This is a genomic window from Rhodococcus sp. ACS1, from assembly GCF_002300155.1.
Taxonomy (GTDB): Bacteria; Actinomycetota; Actinomycetes; order Mycobacteriales; family Mycobacteriaceae; genus Rhodococcus_F; species Rhodococcus_F koreensis.
The window spans coordinates 873,960-892,236 of sequence record NZ_NSDZ01000005.1 but is presented as its reverse complement, the minus strand read 5'-3'; the positions used below and the strand labels follow the sequence as shown (position 1 = coordinate 892,236).

At 68.5% G+C, this 18,277-nt stretch carries 13 protein-coding genes; 9 read left to right on the top strand and 4 right to left on the bottom strand.

Going from position 1 to position 18,277, the window contains the following annotated elements; all coding sequences use genetic code 11:
• Positions 1 to 35: 35 nt before the first annotated feature.
• Positions 36 to 4,730 (bottom strand): NAD-glutamate dehydrogenase, encoded by a 4,695-nt coding sequence (locus tag CJ179_RS24870; RefSeq protein WP_095863203.1) that lies wholly within the window; start codon positions 4,728 to 4,730, stop codon positions 36 to 38.
• 227 nt (positions 4,731 to 4,957) lie between these two features.
• On the opposite strand from CJ179_RS24870, the gene CJ179_RS24865 reads away from it, so the two are divergent.
• The 4 genes from CJ179_RS24865 to hutG are packed head-to-tail and all read left to right on the top strand — an operon-like array spanning position 4,958 to position 10,360.
• On the top strand, positions 4,958 to 6,394 hold the full coding sequence (locus CJ179_RS24865) for a cytosine permease (RefSeq protein WP_095863202.1): 1,437 nt from the start codon (positions 4,958 to 4,960) through the stop codon (positions 6,392 to 6,394).
• 59 nt (positions 6,395 to 6,453) lie between these two features.
• Positions 6,454 to 8,130, top strand: coding sequence for a urocanate hydratase (hutU, locus tag CJ179_RS24860; protein WP_095863201.1), 1,677 nt, complete (start codon positions 6,454 to 6,456; stop codon positions 8,128 to 8,130).
• A 47-nt stretch (positions 8,131 to 8,177) separates the two neighbouring features.
• Positions 8,178 to 9,401, top strand: a complete 1,224-nt coding sequence (gene hutI / locus CJ179_RS24855; protein ID WP_095863610.1) for an imidazolonepropionase — start codon at positions 8,178 to 8,180, stop codon at positions 9,399 to 9,401.
• A complete protein-coding gene (gene hutG, locus CJ179_RS24850; RefSeq protein WP_072938871.1) occupies positions 9,398 to 10,360 on the top strand; it encodes a formimidoylglutamase in 963 nt (320 codons plus the stop codon). Before hutI ends, hutG begins: the two co-directional genes overlap by 4 nt.
• A gap of 21 nt (positions 10,361 to 10,381) precedes the next feature.
• On the opposite strand, the gene CJ179_RS24845 is transcribed toward hutG, so the two are convergent.
• Positions 10,382 to 11,215: an alpha/beta fold hydrolase gene (locus CJ179_RS24845; protein ID WP_095863609.1), complete on the bottom strand. Its 834-nt coding sequence runs from the start codon at positions 11,213 to 11,215 to the stop codon at positions 10,382 to 10,384.
• A gap of 230 nt (positions 11,216 to 11,445) precedes the next feature.
• Between CJ179_RS24845 and CJ179_RS24840 the strand changes: the two genes are divergently transcribed.
• Positions 11,446 to 11,649: a cold-shock protein gene (locus CJ179_RS24840; protein ID WP_005244612.1), complete on the top strand. Its 204-nt coding sequence runs from the start codon at positions 11,446 to 11,448 to the stop codon at positions 11,647 to 11,649.
• A gap of 333 nt (positions 11,650 to 11,982) precedes the next feature.
• Here the strand turns inward: CJ179_RS24840 and CJ179_RS24830 are convergent, their stop codons facing one another.
• Positions 11,983 to 12,345, bottom strand: coding sequence for a type II toxin-antitoxin system HicB family antitoxin (locus tag CJ179_RS24830; protein ID WP_095863199.1), 363 nt, complete (start codon positions 12,343 to 12,345; stop codon positions 11,983 to 11,985).
• Positions 12,346 to 12,636: 291 nt separating this feature from the next.
• Between CJ179_RS24830 and CJ179_RS24825 the strand changes: the two genes are divergently transcribed.
• From CJ179_RS24825 to CJ179_RS24815, 3 genes are read left to right on the top strand one after another with little or no spacing between them, the layout of a single operon-like run.
• The gene (locus CJ179_RS24825) at positions 12,637 to 13,788 is read left to right on the top strand and encodes an acyl-CoA dehydrogenase family protein (protein WP_095863198.1); all 1,152 of its coding nucleotides are present in this window, start codon (positions 12,637 to 12,639) and stop codon (positions 13,786 to 13,788) included.
• 12 nt (positions 13,789 to 13,800) lie between these two features.
• Entirely contained in the window at positions 13,801 to 14,949 is a 1,149-nt protein-coding gene (locus CJ179_RS24820) for a CaiB/BaiF CoA-transferase family protein (RefSeq protein WP_072938879.1), read from the top strand.
• 37 nt (positions 14,950 to 14,986) lie between these two features.
• The gene (locus tag CJ179_RS24815; protein WP_072938882.1) at positions 14,987 to 15,649 is read left to right on the top strand and encodes an IclR family transcriptional regulator; all 663 of its coding nucleotides are present in this window, start codon (positions 14,987 to 14,989) and stop codon (positions 15,647 to 15,649) included.
• A gap of 7 nt (positions 15,650 to 15,656) precedes the next feature.
• On the opposite strand, the gene CJ179_RS24810 is transcribed toward CJ179_RS24815, so the two are convergent.
• Positions 15,657 to 16,547, bottom strand: coding sequence for a LysR family transcriptional regulator (locus CJ179_RS24810; RefSeq protein WP_072938885.1), 891 nt, complete (start codon positions 16,545 to 16,547; stop codon positions 15,657 to 15,659).
• A 203-nt stretch (positions 16,548 to 16,750) separates the two neighbouring features.
• Here CJ179_RS24810 and CJ179_RS24805 point away from each other — a divergent pair, with 203 nt between their 5' ends.
• Positions 16,751 to 18,274 carry a sodium:solute symporter gene (locus CJ179_RS24805; RefSeq protein WP_095863197.1) on the top strand — a complete coding sequence of 508 codons (1,524 nt, stop codon included), beginning with the start codon at positions 16,751 to 16,753 and terminating at the stop codon, positions 18,272 to 18,274.
• The last annotated feature ends 3 nt before the right edge of the window (positions 18,275 to 18,277 follow it).

The following is an 18,277-nucleotide window of genomic DNA, read 5'->3' as shown; positions in this document are numbered from 1 at the left end:
CACGGGTAAGCCGCAATCGCGCGGTGCGCCCGACGTCACCTCACCATGCTGCGGAGTTGCCTGGTCGCGACGGACAGGGCGGCCAGGTCGTGCTCACCCGATTCCGTGACGGCGTCGAGCGTGTGGCGGGCCCGCGCCAGCCGGGCGGCGTTGCGGTCCTCCCACTCCCCGATCTTCTGTTCCGCCGTGTCCGCGACTTCGCTGCCCGCGATCACGTCGAGGCACAGGGCCCGCACCGTGTCGTACAACTCGTCGCGCAAGGACAACCGGGCCAGCGCGTTCCACCGCGTACCCCGTCCCAGCTGCGAGACCCCGACCAGGAGGTGAACCAGGCCGAGGCACTCGCCGAGCCGGTAGTACACCTCGGCCACCTCGCGGGGGTCGCGTTGGGTGATGTCGGCGATCTCGACGATGTCGAGCAGCGCGAACCGGTCGAGCAGCAGTTGGACGCGCCCGGCCAGGTCGGCGGGGACACCGCGGGCCACCAGCGCCGCCGTGCGGCTGCGGAGACTCTCCGCGTCCTCGCCGCACAGCCAGCCCGCGACGTGCGGTGTCAGGTCCGCGACCCGGTCACGGAATCGGCTGATCTCCGCCCCGACCGCCAGCGGCTGGGGCCTGCGGGTGAGCATCCACCGCGACGCCCGGTCGAGCAGCCGCCGGGTGAACAGCGTCAACTCGTCCGAGAGCGCGGCGTCGAGGTCGGCGTCCCGGATGTCGCGGCGCAGCGACGGCAGGTCGAACACCTCCGAGACCACCGCGAACGCGCGCATGGCGTCGGCGCCGCTCGCACCGGCCTCCTCCCCCAGCCGGAAGGCGTACGTGATGCCGCCGTTGTCGACGACGTCGTTGGTGAGGACCGTCGCGACGATCTCCCGGCGCAGCGGGTGTTCGCCGATGGCGTCGCCGAACGACTCCCGGAGTCTGCGCGGGAAGTACCCGGCGAGGGCGTCCGCGAACGCCGGACTGTCGGGCAGGTCGCCGGCGAGCAGGTCCGATTTCAGCGCCAGTTTGACGTGCGCCATGAGCGTCGCGAGTTCCGGCGAGGTGAGTCCCGCCTCCGCGCGTTCCCGGGCGGCGATCTCCTTCCGGGACGGCAGCACCTCGATGGCGCGGTCCAGACCGTAGCGGCCCTCCAGGTGGCCGATGAGCCGTCCGTGCACCGCGAGGGACGCAGCGGCGTCGGCCCGGCTCGTGCCCAGCACGTCGTTCTGGGCGACATTGTCGGACAGCACGAGACGCGACACCTCCCCGGACATCTCGGCGAGCAGACCCGCGCGGTCCTCGGCGGCGAGACGGCCGCCGCTGACCAGGGCGTCGAGCAGGACCTTGATGTTGACCTCGTGGTCGGAGCAGTCCACGCCCGCCGAGTTGTCGAGAGCGTCCGTGTTGATCCGCCCGCCGTTGCGGGAGAATTCGATGCGCCCCAACTGGGTGAGGCCGAGGTTGCCGCCCTCACCGATCACCCGCGCCCGGACGTCGGCGCCGTCCACCCGCACGCCGTCGTTGCCCTTGTCCCCCACGTCGAGGTGGGTTTCGGCGCCCGCCTTCACGTACGTCCCGATCCCGCCGTTCCACAGCAGGTCCACCGGTGCCCGCAGGATCGCTCGAACCAGGTCGGGTGGCGACAGTTCGGTGGTCCCGGGCGCCAGCCCGAGCGCGCGCCGCGCCTCGTCGCTGACCGGAACGCTCTTCCTCGACCGTTCCCACACACCGCCGCCCGCGCTGATCAGGTCGGGCGCATAGTCCGCCCACGACGACCGCGGCATCGCGAACAGGCGTTCCCGTTCCGCGAAGGAGGTGGCCGCGTCGGGGTTCGGGTCGAGGAACACGTGCCGATGGTCGAATGCGGCGACGAGCCGGATGTGCGGGCTGGCCAGCATTCCGTTGCCGAACACGTCGCCGCTCATGTCGCCGATCCCGACGGCGGTGAACTCCTCCGACTGGGTGTCGACCCCCATCTCCCGGAAGTGCCGTTTCACGCTCTCCCACGCGCCGCGGGCGGTGATGCCGAGCGCCTTGTGGTCGTAGCCGACGGATCCGCCGGACGCGAATGCGTCACCGAGCCAGAACCCGTACTGCGCCGCAACGTCGTTCGCGATGTCGGAGAACGTCGCGGTGCCCTTGTCCGCGGCGACGACGAGGTAGGTGTCGTCTCCGTCGTGCCGCACCACCCGCGGCGCCGGAATGACGGCGCCGCTCGCGAGGTCCACGTTGTCGGTGACGTCGAGTAGTCCGCTGATGAAGCTGCGGTAGCAGCGCACACCCTCGGCGCGCTGCGCGTCCCGATCGCGCGCCGGGTCGCCGGTGGGTTCCGGTGGGCGCGTGACGACGAACCCGCCCTTCGCGCCGACGGGCACGATCACCGAGTTCTTGACTGCCTGCGCCTTCACCAGGCCGAGCACCTCGGTGCGGAAATCCTCCTTGCGGTCGGACCACCGCAGGCCGCCTCGCGCGACGGCGCCGAACCGCATGTGCACACCCTCGACCCACGGTGAGTACACGTAGATCTCGAAGCGGGGCCGCGGCTGCGGCAATTCGGGGATCCGCTGCGGATCGAATTTGAACGACAGGACCTCCCGTTCCCGGCCCGTACGAACGTAGCGGTTGGTGCGCAGGGTCGCGAGGACCACGTTGAGGTAGGCACGCAGGATGCGGTCGGCGTCGAGGCCGAGCACGTCGCCGATCGCCGTTTCCAGCGAGCCGACCAGTTCGCCGGACTCCTCCGCGGCGTCCGGATCGAACCTCGCGGCGAACAACCGGATCAGCGCCTGCGAGATCTCCGGGTGATCCCCGAGGACCGTCGCGATGTGGTTCTGGCTGTACGGGAACCCGCCCTGCCGGAGGTAACGCGCGTACGCCCGCAGCACCTCCACCTCCCGCCAATCCAGGCCCGCCCGGAGTACGAGTTCGTTGAAACTGTCGGTCTCCGCACGGGATTCCCAGGCCGCGGCGAACGTCTCCGTGAAGCGGTGCGGCAGTGCGTCGTCCACCGGCCCGGCCGCTGTGTGGCGAATCCCGAATTCGTACATCCAGCACACGGTTCCGCGGCTGTTCGCGACCATGTACGGGCGCTCGTCGAGGACCGCGACGCCCATGCTCTGCAGGATCGGCAGCACGTCGCTGAGCGAGGCGGGGGCGCCGCCGACGAAGAAGGTGAAACGCCAGTCGGCGGCCTGCGTGTCGAGTCGCGTCTCGATCGCGCCGTCCGTCAGTGTCTCGAACACCGCGACGTCGGTCCGGGCGCGCCGGGCGTCGAAGTCGTGCTTGTACACCGCGGGGAAGTTCTCCGAATAGTGCGCGAGGAGTTCGCGTTCGAACGCGGCGCCGAGTTCGTCGTCGCCGCCCGTGCGGAATCGGTCTTCCCAGGTCCGGCAGGCCCGGGCGATCCGGCGCTGAATGTCCAGTCGCCGCGTGTCCGTCACCTCGGTGTCCGAAGGAACGCGCATCGTGAAATGCACCATCGCCAGCGGGTACTCGGACACGTTCGTGGTGTATTCGACGGCGGTGCCGTTCAACTCGTCCAGGAGGACCTGCTGGGCCACCAGGCGCGTCCGCGTGTTGTACCGGTCGCGAGGGATGAACACCAACGCCGACATGCTGTCGCCGGGGACGTCCGTGCGCAGGAAGAGGTGGATGTGTTCGCGCGCGGTGATGCCGGCGACCTCGGTGAGGGCCGAATGCAGCGAGTCCGGGCTCGCTGCGAACAACTCGGTCAGCGGCAGCGCCTGCACGACCTGCAGCACGGCCTGTCCGGAGAAGGAATCGATGTCGAAGCCGGCGCGGTCGAGCAGGGCCCGCACCCGGCGGCCCGCACCCGGGATGTCCAGGACGTTCTCGTGCCTGCCCGCGGGCGTGAACACGCCGACGAAGCGGTGCTCCTCCCCTGCGGCCCGGACACCGACGAAGGACGGATACGACGAACGGTGCACGGACACCGGAAGCGCCGCCTGCCCGATCGCGAGGACGGGACCGGCATCGGTGGCCGGTGCACGGTCGCCCTCCCGGTCGTGGAGAACACCGAGACCTTCCCGGGGTGCGCCGTCGGCGTCGTACCGCGCGTATCCGAGGACGGTGAAGTTGCCCGCTTCGCACCAGCGCAGGAAGTCGGCGGCCTCGCGGAGTTCTTCGGACAGCGCGTCCTGGCCTGCCTGCGCGTCGAGTTGCCCGGACACCTGGGTCTGGAGTTCGCGCATGCGCGCCAGGTCCGTGTTGACCCGGCGCACGTCGGCGAGGACGGCGGTCAGGGATTCGACGAGTGCGGCGACGACCGTCTCGCCGGTGTCGGAGCGAAGTCCCACGTGGATCCAGGACTCCGCCGTCCCCGGTTCGGTGGCCGGACGCACGTCGGTGAGGGTGCCCGACTCCGTGCGGCGGGCGGCGACGACCGGGTGCAGTGCCTCCTCGATGGGGGCGCCGACCCTGCCCGCGGTGAGGAGTACCGATTCGACGAGCAGCGCCATGTCGTCGGTGACGATCTGCACGGCGGGTCCGATCCCGCTGGGGTCCGCGGCGTCGACTCCGCGCACGACCGCGGTCCCGGGGATCCGGTGCCGCCCCGTCTCGAGATGTGTGTTCGCGATCCGATCACGTGCCTCGGGATCCGCGTTGTCGGCGTAGGGGTGACCTGCGGTGCGGAGGTAGAGGTCGAGGAAGCGCTCGCGCGCCTCGTGATCGGAAAACAGCTGCTCATCGCGCTCGAGCGGATGTGAGGACGTCGAAATTAGTCTCATGTCAGTACCTTCCGTCGGGAGCATCGGGACTCCCGGCTGGTGCAGTGGCGGGCCGGCACGCTTCTCGGCTGGGTCCTTGGAGAACGCTTGACAGGGGGTTGTCTATACAGGACTATACATCTAAGGCGATAAAAAACGTGAGTCAGAGCACACTGGATTCAGGACATGGGACAGAGCACCCGGGACCGACCAGAAGCTGCCGGACTCGTCACAGAGAGAACAGGCCTATGACACACGAGGGACCTCCCGAGATCAGCCTCGCGCCGGAGCGTCGCACCATCGACGTCGTCCCGGACGACGAGCGCCACGGATCTCCGCGCAGCCAGTTCACGCTCTGGTTCGGCGCCAATATGCAGATCACCGCGATCGTCGACGGCGCACTCGCGGTCGTCTTCGGCGCGGACGCGCTGTGGGCAATCGTGGGCCTGCTGATCGGCAACGTCTTCGGCGGTGCCGTCATGGCCCTGCACTCCGCTCAGGGACCGCGCCTCGGCCTGCCGCAGATGATCTCGAGCCGGGCCCAGTTCGGCGTCCTCGGCGCCGTGCTCCCGCTCGTCCTGGTCGTCCTGATGTATCTCGGCTTCGCCGCGACCGGCAGCGTCCTCGCCGGTCAGGCCGTGAACGAGATCCTCCACATCGACAACGCCACCGTCGGCATCCTCATCTTCGGCGCGATGACCGCGTTCGTGGCGGTGACCGGGTACAAGCTCATCCACGTGGTCGGCAAGGTCGCGACCGTCGTCGGCATCATCGGCTTCACCTACCTGCTGATCCGCTTGTTCGCCGAGTACGACGTGGCCGCGTTCGTCGGGATCAAGGGCTTCGACATCGTCACGTTCCTCCTCGCGATCTCGCTCGGAGCCGGCTGGCAGTTGACGTTCGGACCGTACGTCGCGGACTACTCCCGCTACCTGCCGCGCTCGACGAGCGAGCGGAAGACCTTCTGGTCGACGTTCGCGGGCAGCGTGATCGGCTCGCAGTGGTCGATGACGCTGGGCGCGCTCGTCGCCGCCGTCGCCGGCGACGCGTTCCTCAGCGACCAGGTCGGCTTCATCGGCGAACTCGCCGGACCCGCCGTCATCGCCCTGATGATCTACCTGGTGATCCTGGTCGGGAAGCTCACCGTCAACTGCCTCAACGCGTACGGCGGATTCATGTCGATCCTGACCACCGTGACCGCGTTCAACGGGCAGTCGCGCATCTCGTCCCGGGCCCGCACCCTGTACATCATCGGGTTCGTCGCGGTGTCGATGCTGATCGCGATCGGTGCCAGCGCCGACTTCCTCAACAACTTCAAGAACTTCGTCCTCGTGCTGCTGATGGTCTTCACGCCCTGGAGCGCCATCAACCTGATCGACTACTACCTCATCTCCAAGGAGCGCGTGGACATCCCGGCCCTGTACGACCCGGCGGGCCGCTACGGCCGCTGGAACAAGACCGCGATGAGCTGCTACGCCATCGGCGTCGTCGCGCAGATCCCGTTCCTCGCGCAGAAGCTCTACACCGGCCCGGTGACGGACATGCTGGGCGGCGCGGACATCTCCTGGATCGTCGGCATCGTCTTCACCGCCGCGATCTACTACCCGCTCGCACGGCGCAGCAGCAACCCGCCCCCGGCCATGATCTACCCGGAACACACCGCCATGGCTGACACACGACAGTGAATCACGCTGACCCCCAAACTCTTCCACCTCTCTCGTTCGACCATCAAGGAGTACACGACATGACCACCACGACGCCTCCGGTTTCCGGACCCCGCCACGTGTCGGCGCCCCGCGGCACCGAACTGACGACCCTCGGCTGGCAGCAAGAAGGCGCCCTGCGCATGCTGATGAACAACCTCGACCCCGAGGTCGCCGAGCACCCCGACTCGCTCGTCGTCTACGGCGGCACCGGCAAGGCCGCGCGCAGCTGGGAAGCGTTCGACGCGATGGTCCGCACGCTGAAGACCCTGAAGTCGGACGAGACGATGCTGGTGCAGTCCGGCAAGCCGGTCGGTGTGTTCCGCACCAGCGAGTGGGCGCCCCGCGTCCTGCTCGCGAACTCGAACCTGGTGGGCGACTGGGCCAACTGGGAGGAGTTCCGCAAGCTCGACGCCCTCGGACTGATCATGTACGGGCAGATGACGGCCGGGTCGTGGATCTACATCGGCACGCAGGGCATCCTGCAGGGCACGTACGAGACGTTCGGCGCGGTCGGCCGGAAGCGCTTTGGCGGCTCGCTCGCCGGCACCATCACCCTGACCGCGGGCCTCGGCGGCATGGGCGGCGCCCAGCCCCTCGCCGTGACGATGAACGACGGCGTCGCGATCTGCGTCGACTGCGACGTCACCCGCATCGACCGCCGGATCGCGCACAAGTACCTCGACACCAAGGCCACCGACATCCACGACGCCCTGCGTCTGGCGATCGAGGCCCGCGACGCGAAGCGTCCGCTGTCCATCGGGCTCGAGGGCAACGCCGCCGAGATCTTCCCCGAACTGCTGGCCATGAACGCCCCCATCGACATCGTCACCGACCAGACGTCGGCACACGACCCGCTGTCATACCTGCCGCTCGGCATCGACTTCGCCGACATGAAGGCGATGGCCGACAAGGACCCGGTGAAGTTCACCGAGGACTCCCGCGCGTCGATGGCCCGCCACGTCGCCGCGATGGTCGGCTTCCTCGACAAGGGCGCCGAGGTGTTCGACTACGGCAACTCCATCCGTGACGAGGCCCGCAAGGCCGGCTACTCCCGCGCATTCGACTTTCCCGGATTCGTGCCCGCCTACATCCGTCCGCTGTTCGAGGAGGGCCTCGGCCCGTTCCGCTGGGCCGCGCTGTCGGGCGACCCGAAGGACATCGAGGCCACCGACAAGGCGATCCTCGAACTGTTCCCCGAGAACGAGCACCTCAAGCGGTGGATCACGATGGCAGGCGAAAAGGTGGCGTTCGAGGGTCTGCCGGCCCGGATCTGCTGGCTCGGCTACGGCGAACGGCACAAGGCCGGCCTGAAGTTCAACGAGATGGTGGCGTCCGGTGAGCTGTCGGCGCCCGTCGCCATCGGTCGCGACCACCTCGATTCCGGATCGGTCGCGTCGCCGTACCGTGAGACCGAGTCGATGCTCGACGGCTCCGACGCGATCGCCGACTGGCCGCTGCTCAACGCGCTCGTCAACACCGCGTCGGGCGCGTCGTGGGTGTCCATCCACCAGGGCGGCGGGGTCGGCATGGGCCGGTCCATCCACGCCGGTCAGGTGTGCATCGCGGACGGCACCGACCTGGCCGCGGAGAAGTTGGAGCGGGTCCTGACCAACGACCCCGGCATGGGCGTCATCCGGCACGTCGACGCCGGCTACGACCACGCCGCCGACGTCGCCCGCGAGCGCGGCGTCCGCGTGCCGATGTCCGAGGGATGACCATCCGCCCGAGCGACCGTATCTTCGAACCACTGGAAGGAACAGCAGTGACAGCGAACACCTCCCGCTCCACAGCGCTGACTGGCATCGGCACCCTGGTGACCAACGACCCGACAGTGGGGGAAGGTCCGCTCGGGCTGATCCGCGACGCCGCCGTCGTCTTCGACGGCGGCGTGGTGGCCTGGGTCGGCAGCACCGACGCGGCGCCCGCCGCGGACGTCGGGCACGACCTCGACGGCCGGGCGGTGCTGCCGGGCTTCGTCGAAAGCCACTCGCACCTGGTGTTCGGCGGGGAACGCGCGGAGGAATTCGCCGCCCGCATGGCCGGGCAGCCGTACGCGGCAGGTGGCATCCGCAACACGATCGAGGCGACGCGGAACGCCACCGACGAAGAACTGCAGGCGAACACGCGGCGACTGCTGGACGAGTCGCTGCGGTCGGGCAGCACCACGGTGGAGTGCAAGACCGGCTACGGGCAGACGGTCGCGCACGAACTGCGCAGCACGCGGATTGCGGCGTCCCTCACCGACGAGGTGACGTTGCTCGCCGCTCACGTTCCGCCGCCGGAATACGCGGGCCGCGCCGACGACTACGTCGCCATGGTGTGCTCGGAGATGATCGATGCCTGTGCACCGCAGGCGAAATGGATCGACGTGTTCTGCGAGACCGGCGCGTTCGACCGCGATCAGGCGCACGCCGTGCTCACCGCCGGAATGGCGAAGGGGCTGATCCCCCGCGTCCACGGCAACCAGCTCCGCGAGGGGCCCGGAGTCCAGCTCGCCGTCGAACTCGGCGCCGCGTCCGTCGACCACGTCTGCTACACCACGCAGGCCGACATCGACGCGCTGGCGCAGAGTTCGACGGTGGCGACCCTCCTGCCCGGCGCGGATTTCTCGACCCGCAACAAGTACCCCGATGCCCGGGCCCTGCTCGACGCCGGGGTCACGGTCGCGCTGGGCGCGGACTGCAACCCCGGCACCAGCTACACCACCAGCCTGCCGTTCTGCATCGCGATCGCGGTGCGGGACATGCACATGACCCCGGACGAAGCGATCTGGGCGGCGACGGCGGGCGGCGCCCGCGCGCTGCAACGCGCCGACGTCGGGGTCCTGCGTCCCGGAGCGCGGGCCGATGCCCTCTCCCTCGACGCGCCGTCGTACCTGCACCTGGCCTACCGGCCCGGCGTCCCCCTGGTCAGCGATGTGTGGCGGGGCGGCGAACTCGCCTGGTCCGCGCACGTCGGTCACGAGAAAGCGAGGGCATTGCGATGATGGAGAACCTGTTGATACCGCCACCCCCTTGGGTCGGCAGGATGGACGGCACGTCGAGTCACCACCTCCGCTGGCACCAGGCGGTGACCCCGCTCCGGGACGGCGCCGAGCCGGGCGCCTGCGTGTTCATCGGATTCTCCAGCGACGAGGGCGTGGAACGGAACAAGGGGCGCCGCGGGGCGTCCCGCGGTCCGGACGCGCTGCGGAGCGCGCTGTCGTCTATGGCGCTCGCCGAGCCGCTCCGCGCGTATGACGCCGGCACCGTCGCGGTCACCGACAATCGCCTCGAAGCCGGGCAGGAGGCGCTGGGCGCGGTGGTTGCCGCGACGCTCGACGCCGGCCAGTTCCCGGTGGTCCTCGGCGGCGGCCACGAGGTGGCGTTCGGGACGTACCTCGGTCTGGCGCAGGCGGCGGTCCGGACCCCGCGCAAACGGGTCGGGATCCTGAACCTGGACGCGCACTTCGACCTGCGGTCCGATCCGGTGCCGAGTTCGGGCACACCGTTCCGGCAGATCCTCGAACGGGAACACGCGGCGGGCACCACCCTGCAGTACTCCGTGCTCGGCATCAGCCAGCCCAGCAACACCACCGCGCTGTTCGACACCGCACGCGGGTACGACGTCCGGTACCTCCTGGACGACGAGTGCTCGGTCTCCGACCGGCACCGGGTGGCCGTGTTCGTCAGCGAGTTCCTGTCGGACGTCGATCTCGTCTACCTCACCATCGACCTCGACGTCCTCCCCGCCGCGGTCGCGCCGGGAGTGAGCGCTCCCGCAGCGTACGGCGTGCCCGCGGAGACGATTCAATTCGTGTGCGACGCGGTCGCCGCCAGCGGAAAGCTCGCGGTTGTCGATGTCGCCGAGCTCAATCCATCGTTCGACATCGACAACCGCACCGCCCGCACCGCCGCCCGATTCATCCACCGGATCGCCACGAAGCGCATTCCGATCGTGGGCTGAGATCGCCCGGGGAGCCTGCGCTCAGCCCTCCCGCAGCACTGCGCGCAGGCGGGTGACGAACGCGGCCGGGTCGTGGGCGAAGCCGATGTGATCACCCGGGAACAGTGTGGGCTCGACGCCCAGTTCGGCGGCGAGCGCCCGCGACGTCCGGTCGCAGAGTTGACCTCCCGACTCCTCGCCGATCCCGACCACGACGCGGGTGGACGCCGAGCGCAGCGCGGCGACGTCCGGGCACCAGCGGGTGGTCGGGCGCAGCATGTGCGCGTGTTGGAAGTACTCGTCGGCCTCGGTCTGCTCGTCCCGCTCATCCCCGACCATCTGCTGGAACACCTCCTCGGGCAGGTGGATGTTCGCCAGGTCCAGGAACTTCCTCCACGCCCCTGCGACGTCCCCGCCGAGGTGGGCGTCGATGATCTCGTCGGTCTTCACGCGCAGGTGCTCGCGGTCGTCGAGCAGTTCGTCCAGCGGCGGCTCGTGAGCCACCACGGTGTGCACCAGGTCGGGATGCGCCTGCACGAGCGCGAGCGCGCTGACGGCGCCGCCGCTGGAACCGAACACCACGGCGGGGCCTGCGTCGAGGTGCATCAGCAACCGGGCGAGGTCGTCGGCGCGCATCTCCGGGGTGGAATCGCGGTCGCGGTCGTCGACCGGGCTGCGGCGGATGCCCCGCGGGTCCGTCGTGAGCACGGTGTATCCGGCGGCCAGCAGATCGGCCGCGGGCGCGAAGGAGTCGGCGTCCATCGGGGCGCCGACGAGCACCACGACGGGACCCGAGCCCCGTACCTCGTAGTACAGCCTGGCACCGGGAACGTCGAGGGTCCGGGCGTGGGTGGTGGCGGTCGATGCGGAATTCATCGGGTTCTCCTCGTTGCAGGTGATCATCGGTCGCAGGTAGGACCGCCCCCGACGGGCAGAATCATCGGTTCCGTGGGGGAAATTTCTCGCCCATGACCTCCCCGGAGCCTCGGATCCGGAGGATTCGTGGGCCTACCACTGGAAGCACGCGCGGCTAGATGACAGGATGAGATTTACGCGAACGGGATCTCGATGTGAGATCCCGGGCGGCAACTCAGGGAGTGAACGGTATGGCGCAGGGTGTTGTGAAGTGGTTCAACAGCGAGAAGGGCTTCGGATTCATCGCGCCGGACGACGGTAGCGCGGACGTGTTCGTTCACTACTCCGAGATCTCGGGCAGCGGCTACAAGTCGCTGGAGGAGAACCAGCGGGTGGAGTTCGAGGTCGGACAGGGCCAGAAGGGCCCGCAGGCCCAGAACGTGCGGGCCGTCTGACCGACGCCCCGATGACACTGTGACGACGAGGTCGCACCCGAGAGGTGCGGCCTCGTTGTCGTAGCAGGCCCCGGGACAGCTATCTCGAGAGGCCGAAACTTCCCACCTGGCTGCCGCCCACGTAGACGGCCCCGGTGTAACTCCCGTCGGTGTTGGGGGAGATCCTGTCGGTCAGGAACCCCGGACCGCCTTCTCGTCGAACTGGGCCGCCGACTGCTCCCGTGTCGCGTCCGGGTCCGCGCCCAGATGCCCCCACCGAATCCACGGCTTGAGTGAAAATTCCTGCAGTGCAGAACTGTTGAAGTTCTATGACTTTGCCACGGCGACCTCTCTTCAGGCGGCGCCGACGGCTGTCGACTGGGGCACAGCAGGAGCTGTGATCTTCTGGTTGATCAGCATGTTGAGCGACACGCCCTGCTCTTCCGCCTCGATCGCCAGGCTCCGGTGTACCTGCGGCGAGGTTCGCACCATGAACTTGCCGCTGTAGGGACGATCAGCGATCGGCACTGGTGGTTGCTCGCCGGTCACCGCCATGTCCTCGAGGACGTCGCGGACGACACCGATGACACCGTCGAGTGCCTCGGCCTGCGTTTCCGCCAGCCATGACAACGATGGGAATTCGGCGACGGCCCCGACGAACTCGCCGTCGTCTTCCGACCAGGTCACCCGATAGGTGTAGTGCGTTGCGTCAGCCATTGTCAGCCTCCTTCGTAAGCCTGCCGAAGGCGATGACGACTTGGCCGACCCGATAGGACTCGCCCTCATCCTCGCGACCAGCTTCGCCTGCTTCGACAGGCCAAGGTGATATCACCCGCGATACTACTTCATCGAGATGAACCCGAAGAAGGACAGCCGGCAGCATTCGCGGTCGCCGATCGCATCGGCATCCCCTGGACAAATTCGGCGTACTCCTTCATAGTCGGTATGCCACCAAGTGGCATTGCTATTTCACTAGATGGCAATTTCGATCTTCCGACAGGAGTTCCCGTGACCGATCAGCTGCTCGATGCCGCCGAGTTCCGCGGCGCAGTGCGCGCCTTCGCCAACCGTGAGATCCACCCCGGCGCGGCCTTCCGGGACGAGACGCGGGAGTTCCCGGCGGAACTGGTGAAGCGACTGGGCGAACAGGACCTCATGGGGATCTCGGTGCCCGAGGAATTCGGCGGACTGGGCATGTCCACCAAGACGCAGCTGATCGCCATCGAGGAGGTGGCCCGCACCGACGCCGCCCTCGCCTCGATCTACACCGCGCACTACCTGGGGCTCGAGCCGATCCTTGTCGGCGGCACCGAGGAGCAGAAGCACCGGTGGCTGCCCCGCCTCGCGTCCGGGGAACTGCTCGCCGGGTTCGCCCTCACCGAACCGGACGCCGGCTCCGACATCGCGTCGATGCGCACGACGGCGCGGCGCGAGGACGACGGGTGGCACCTGTCGGGGTCGAAGACGTACATCTCCAACGCCAAGGAGGCCGACCTGGTCGTCCTCTTCGCCAAGACCGATCCGTCCGCCGGCTTCCGTGGCATCACCGCGTTCGTCCTCCCCCAGGGCACTCCCGGCGTGAGTTACTCGGAGCCGCAGGACAAGCTGGGCATCCGATCGGCGCCCACCTACACCGTGTACCTCGACGACGTGGTGCTGCCCCACGACGCGGTGGTGGGAACGGAGGGGCGCGGCGGCAACATCGCACTCGCCGCCCTCAACCGCGCCCGCATCGACGTGGCCGCGATGGCGAACGGAATCGCGCTGCGTGCTTGGGAACTGGGCCGGTCCTACGCGGCCGAGCGCAAACAGTTCGGACACCCCATCGCCGAATTCCAGGCGATCCAGTTGCTGCTGGGTGCGTGCGACGCACAACTCGTCGCCTCCCGGGTCACCGCAGACTGGGCGGCGGACGTGAAGGACGCCGGAGCGGACCTGCGCCGCGCCGCTTCGGTGTCGAAGTACGTGGCGACGGAGGCCTGCTTCTCGATCGTCGACCAGACCGTGCAGATTCACGGCGGCGCCGGGTTCATGCGCGAATCCGAGATCGAACGCCTCTACCGCGACTGCCGGATCCTCCGGATCTTCGAGGGCACCTCGCAGATCCAGCTGCTCACCATCGCCTCCAACGCGCCGTCGCCGCGCTCGACCGAATTCTGAGAAGGGCTCGTTATGCCTACCCTGCCTCCCCTCGACGGCATCCGCGTCGTCGATCTCTCCCGTGTTCTGGCCGGGCCGTACTGCACGGCGCTGCTCGCGGACGCCGGCGCCGACGTCGTCAAGATCGAGCCCGCCGCCGGCGAGGACTCGCGGCACCTCGGCCCGTTCCGCGACGGCGAGAGCATCTATTTCAACGTGCTGAACCGTGGAAAGCGCTCACTGGCACTCAATCTCAAGGACGAAGCGGATCGCGCCGTCCTGCTCGACCTCCTCGACACGGCAGACGTCCTCGTCGAGAACTTCCGGCCCGGCGTGACCACCCGGCTCGGCATCGACTACGACACCGTCCACGCCCGCAACCCCCGGCTGGTGTACGCGTCCATCTCCGGTTTCGGGCAGGACGGGCCGCTCGCGGGCGCGGCCGCCTACGACCTCGTCGTGCAGGCGATGTCGGGGATCATGAGCATCACCGGTTCCCCCGAATCCGGGCCGACCCGGCTCGGCGAGTCGTTCGGCGACCTCGTCGCGGGTCTGTTCGCGGCGTGGGGCATCAGCTCCGCCCTGGTCGGCACCCGGGAATCGGGTGTGGGGCAACACCTCGACGTCGCCATGTTCGACAGCATGCTGGCCATGCTCCCCACCGCGCACAGCCAGTTGCAGGCATCCGGGGTCGCGCCGGCAGGCGTGGGAAATCGCCATCCCGTGTCCACCCCGTTCGACACGTACCGGGCGTCGGACGGCCTGTTCGTCCTCGCCGTCGCCAGCCAGTCCGGGTTCGAGAAGCTCGCGCACACCATGGATCGCGCAGATCTTCTCGGCGACAACCGTTTCGCGGACGACACCTCCCGCACCGATCACGAACCCGCCCTGCGCACCGAGATCGAGATCTGGGCGAAGGACAAGACGGTCGCCGAGGTGGTCGCGATCCTCGGCGCGGCCGGACTGGCGGGCTCCGAGATCTGGAACGTCGAACAGGCGTTGTCGTCCGAGCAGAGCAGGCACCGAGGACTCGTCGAATCGTTCGAGCATCCCGTCGCGGGAACCATCGACTACGTGCGGCAGCCGGTCGTGTTCGGCGACAGCGCACGCCCCGGGGTCCGCCGCAGCCCGCTGCTCGACGAACACCGGCAGCCCCTGCTGTCCGAGATCGCGTCACGGTAGATTCACGCCGACACCCGCGACCGTCAGGAGAGAACCCATGGCCCCCGGAGATGTGACCCGCAGCGCGAGCCGCACCTTCGAACTGCTCGGCGCGATCACCGAGCAGGGCGGGCTGACGCTCGGCGACGCCGCGAAGGCCGCCGGCCTCGCCACGAGTACCGCGCTGCGCCTGATCCGCAGCATGGAGCAGAGCGAGTTCCTGGTCCGCGGCGACGACAACGTCTACCGGGCCGGACCGCGACTTCTCCAGATCGGCGCCCGGGCGATCAGCGACAACCAGCTGCTGTCCCGGGCCCGGCCCGCGATGGTCGCGATCGCGGAGGGAACCCGCGAATCCACGTACCTGTCGACCCACGGCCCGAAGGGCACCGCCCTGTATCTCGCGCAGATCGAGGGCACCCACGCCATCCGGCACATGGGCTGGGTCGGGCAGACGGTGCCGCTCGAGGGCACGGCCGTCGGCGCCGCGCTGCGGGGCGACCTCCAGAGCGAGGGATACGCGATCGCCCACGACACCATCGAGGACCAGTCGACGGGTGTGGCGGCCCCCATCTACGACGCGGTGGGGCGGATCGTGGGCGCGCTCAGCGTCATCGGGCCGTCGTTCCGCCTCGACGACGCGCTGTGCGCACAGCACGGTCTCGTCCTGGTCGAACATTGCCGTGCGCTGTCGGCGGAACTTGGCTCCCCCACCGAGTGAGCGACGGTCAGCTGTCCATGCTGGTCCGGACGAACTCGCGGAACGTGAGGACCATCGGTTCGCGGGCCCGGCCGCGCCGGTAGATCAGCGAGAACGGCGCCTGATAGCCGAACGACGCGGGCAGGATCGGGCGCAGCCGGTTCCGGTCGACCCAGTACTCCGCGTAGTGCTCGGGCAGGTATCCAATGTAGGCGCCGGACAGCACGAGGATGAGTTGCGCCTCCATGTTCTCCACCGTCGCCGAGGGCTGCGGGAATCCCTGGCGGGCGAGTTCCTGCTCGGACCAGTAGCCGCGGGTCACCATCCGCTGTTGCGTGATGACCTCGGGCGGCACCCGCTTCCTGCCGAACAGCGGATGCTTGTCGCTGCAGTACAGCCAATGCTGTTCCCGGTGCAGCGCCTGGGAGACGAGGCCGTTCATCGGTGACGCGAACGCGCCGACCGCGACGTCGATCCGATCGTCGAGCACCCCGACCTGCAGTTCGTGCGGCGTCTGGATCTTGAGGTCGAGGTAGACGGCGGGATGGTCCTTGCTGAACACGCCGATCACGTCGGCGAGCGGCAGGGTGGCGTCGGTGACGGTGGAATCGAGAACCCCGATGGTGAGGGTGCCCCGGAGTTCTCCCTGCAGCGCGGCGCCGTAGCGTTCGAAGCCTTCGAGCTCCCCGAGGATGCGGAGGCATTCCTTGTGGTAGAGCTCGCCCTTGCTGGTCAGACCGAATCCGCCGCGGCCGCGGTGGCACAGCACGATGCCGAGGTGGCGTTCGAGCTGACTCATGTACGTGCTGATCGCCGACGCGGACAGACCGAGTTCTTGCTGCGCGGGTGCGAACCCCTGGTGCCGGACGACGGCCGCGAAGATCTGGAGGAGCTTCAGATCGGGCAGCGAGCTGCGCATCGTGCTCCTCCGGGAGGGTCGAAAACAGGGTGTGAGCTGGCTCGCACCATTACTTCACGATTTTCTGAAGTGATTATTTGTATCAAGTGATTTATTTCACGTCAATGTTCTCCTACCGTCTAGGGCAACGGTCTGACGAGACCGGCACCGACGGGACCCGCGCCCGTCATCACCGATCCGCTAGGACACGTGAAGGACGCACCATGGACATCACCATCATCCTGATCTACCTGGGCGCGATGCTCGCGTTCGGCTGGTGGGGCAAACGCCGGGCGAGCAACTCCAGCGAATACCTCGTCGCAGGCCGCCGCCTCGGCGGATTCCTCTACACCAGCACGATGGCGGCGGTCGTCATCGGCGGCGCCTCCACCGTCGGCGGCGTCGGCCTCGGCTACAAGTACGGCATCTCCGGAATGTGGCTGGTCGTGTCGATCGCCGCCGGCGTGCTGCTGCTCAGCCTGCTCTTCGCGGCGCGAATCCAGCGCCTGAAGGTCTACACCGTCTCCGGGATGCTGAAACTCCGGTACGGCATCGACGCCACCGGCGCGTCCGGTCTCGTGATGATGGCGTACACGCTCATGCTGACCGTCACGTCCACGATTGCCTACGCCACCATCTTCAACGTGCTGTTCGGCTTCGACCGGACGCTGTCGGTGGTCCTCGGCGGCCTCATCGTCGTGGCCTACTCCGCGATGGGGGGCATGTGGTCGATCACGCTCACCGACGTCGTCCAGTTCGTCATCAAGACCATCGGCGTCTTCGTCCTGCTGCTGCCGTTCACGTGGAGCAAGGCGGGCGGGTACGCCGGCATCAAGGAGCGCGTGGGCGAACAGGCACTCGGGCTCGGCACCATCGGCACCGGCACCATCATCACGTTCTTCGTCGTCTACACCCTCGGCATCCTCATCGGTCAGGACATCTGGCAGCGCGTGTTCACCGCGAAGTCGCCCGAGGTCGCACGGTGGGGCGGCGTCACCGCCGGCATCTACTGCCTGCTGTACGGCGTCGCGGGCGCGCTGATCGGTCTGGCCGCATCCGCCCTCATGCCCGACATCGGTTCGTCCGACGACGTGTACGCCGACGTCGCAGTCCACGTCCTGCCAGTCGGCCTCAGCGGCATCGTCCTCGCCGCCGCGGTGGCCGCGATGATGTCGACCGCGTCCGGCGCGCTGATCGCGACCGCCACGGTCGCCCGGCAGGACGTCCTTCCGCTGGTCGCCCAGATCTTCGGCCGTACCCGGCCCGAACTGGACACGTCCGACCCGGAAGCCGACGTGCGCGGCAACCGTCTCTACGTGATCGTGATCGGCCTCGTCAGCATCGTGATCGCCGCGCTCATCAACGACATCGTCTCCGCGCTGACGATCGCCTACGACATCCTGGTCGGCGGACTCCTCGTCCCCATCCTCGGCGGACTGGTCTGGAAGCGCGCCACGGGAACGGCCGCGATGGCGGCCATGGCGGTGGGCACCCTCGCGACCATCGCCACGATGTTCGTCGTCGGCGACGTCATGGCGAACGAACCGGTGTACGTGGGACTCGTCAGCGCCCTGGTGGTATTCGTCGCGACCAGCCTGTTCACCGAGCCCACCCCGGCGAACGTGATGTCGGTGTGGAACGCGCGAGTGTCGGGAAAGGACGAGGAAGAGCCGGTTCCGGTCCCGGCACCGAGCGGTGCGAGCACATCGACACCGAGCGGTGCGAGCACATCGACACCGATAGCCTGAGGG

Excerpts from the sequence above, each read along its gene's own strand:
- CJ179_RS24810 (WP_072938885.1), bottom strand. The coding sequence starts at position 16,547 with ATGCGCAGCTCGCTGCCCGATCTGAAGCTCCTCCAGATCTTCGCGGCC.
- hutG (WP_072938871.1), top strand. The coding sequence starts at position 9,398 with ATGATGGAGAACCTGTTGATACCGCCACCCCCTTGGGTCGGCAGGATG.
- hutU (WP_095863201.1), top strand. The coding sequence starts at position 6,454 with ATGACCACCACGACGCCTCCGGTTTCCGGACCCCGCCACGTGTCGGCG.
- CJ179_RS24805 (WP_095863197.1), top strand. The coding sequence starts at position 16,751 with ATGGACATCACCATCATCCTGATCTACCTGGGCGCGATGCTCGCGTTC.
- CJ179_RS24840 (WP_005244612.1), top strand. The coding sequence starts at position 11,446 with ATGGCGCAGGGTGTTGTGAAGTGGTTCAACAGCGAGAAGGGCTTCGGA.
- CJ179_RS24820 (WP_072938879.1), top strand. The coding sequence starts at position 13,801 with ATGCCTACCCTGCCTCCCCTCGACGGCATCCGCGTCGTCGATCTCTCC.
- CJ179_RS24815 (WP_072938882.1), top strand. The coding sequence starts at position 14,987 with ATGGCCCCCGGAGATGTGACCCGCAGCGCGAGCCGCACCTTCGAACTG.
- CJ179_RS24870 (WP_095863203.1), bottom strand. The coding sequence starts at position 4,730 with ATGAGACTAATTTCGACGTCCTCACATCCGCTCGAGCGCGATGAGCAG.
- CJ179_RS24845 (WP_095863609.1), bottom strand. The coding sequence starts at position 11,215 with ATGAATTCCGCATCGACCGCCACCACCCACGCCCGGACCCTCGACGTT.
- CJ179_RS24865 (WP_095863202.1), top strand. The coding sequence starts at position 4,958 with ATGACACACGAGGGACCTCCCGAGATCAGCCTCGCGCCGGAGCGTCGC.
- CJ179_RS24830 (WP_095863199.1), bottom strand. The coding sequence starts at position 12,345 with ATGGCTGACGCAACGCACTACACCTATCGGGTGACCTGGTCGGAAGAC.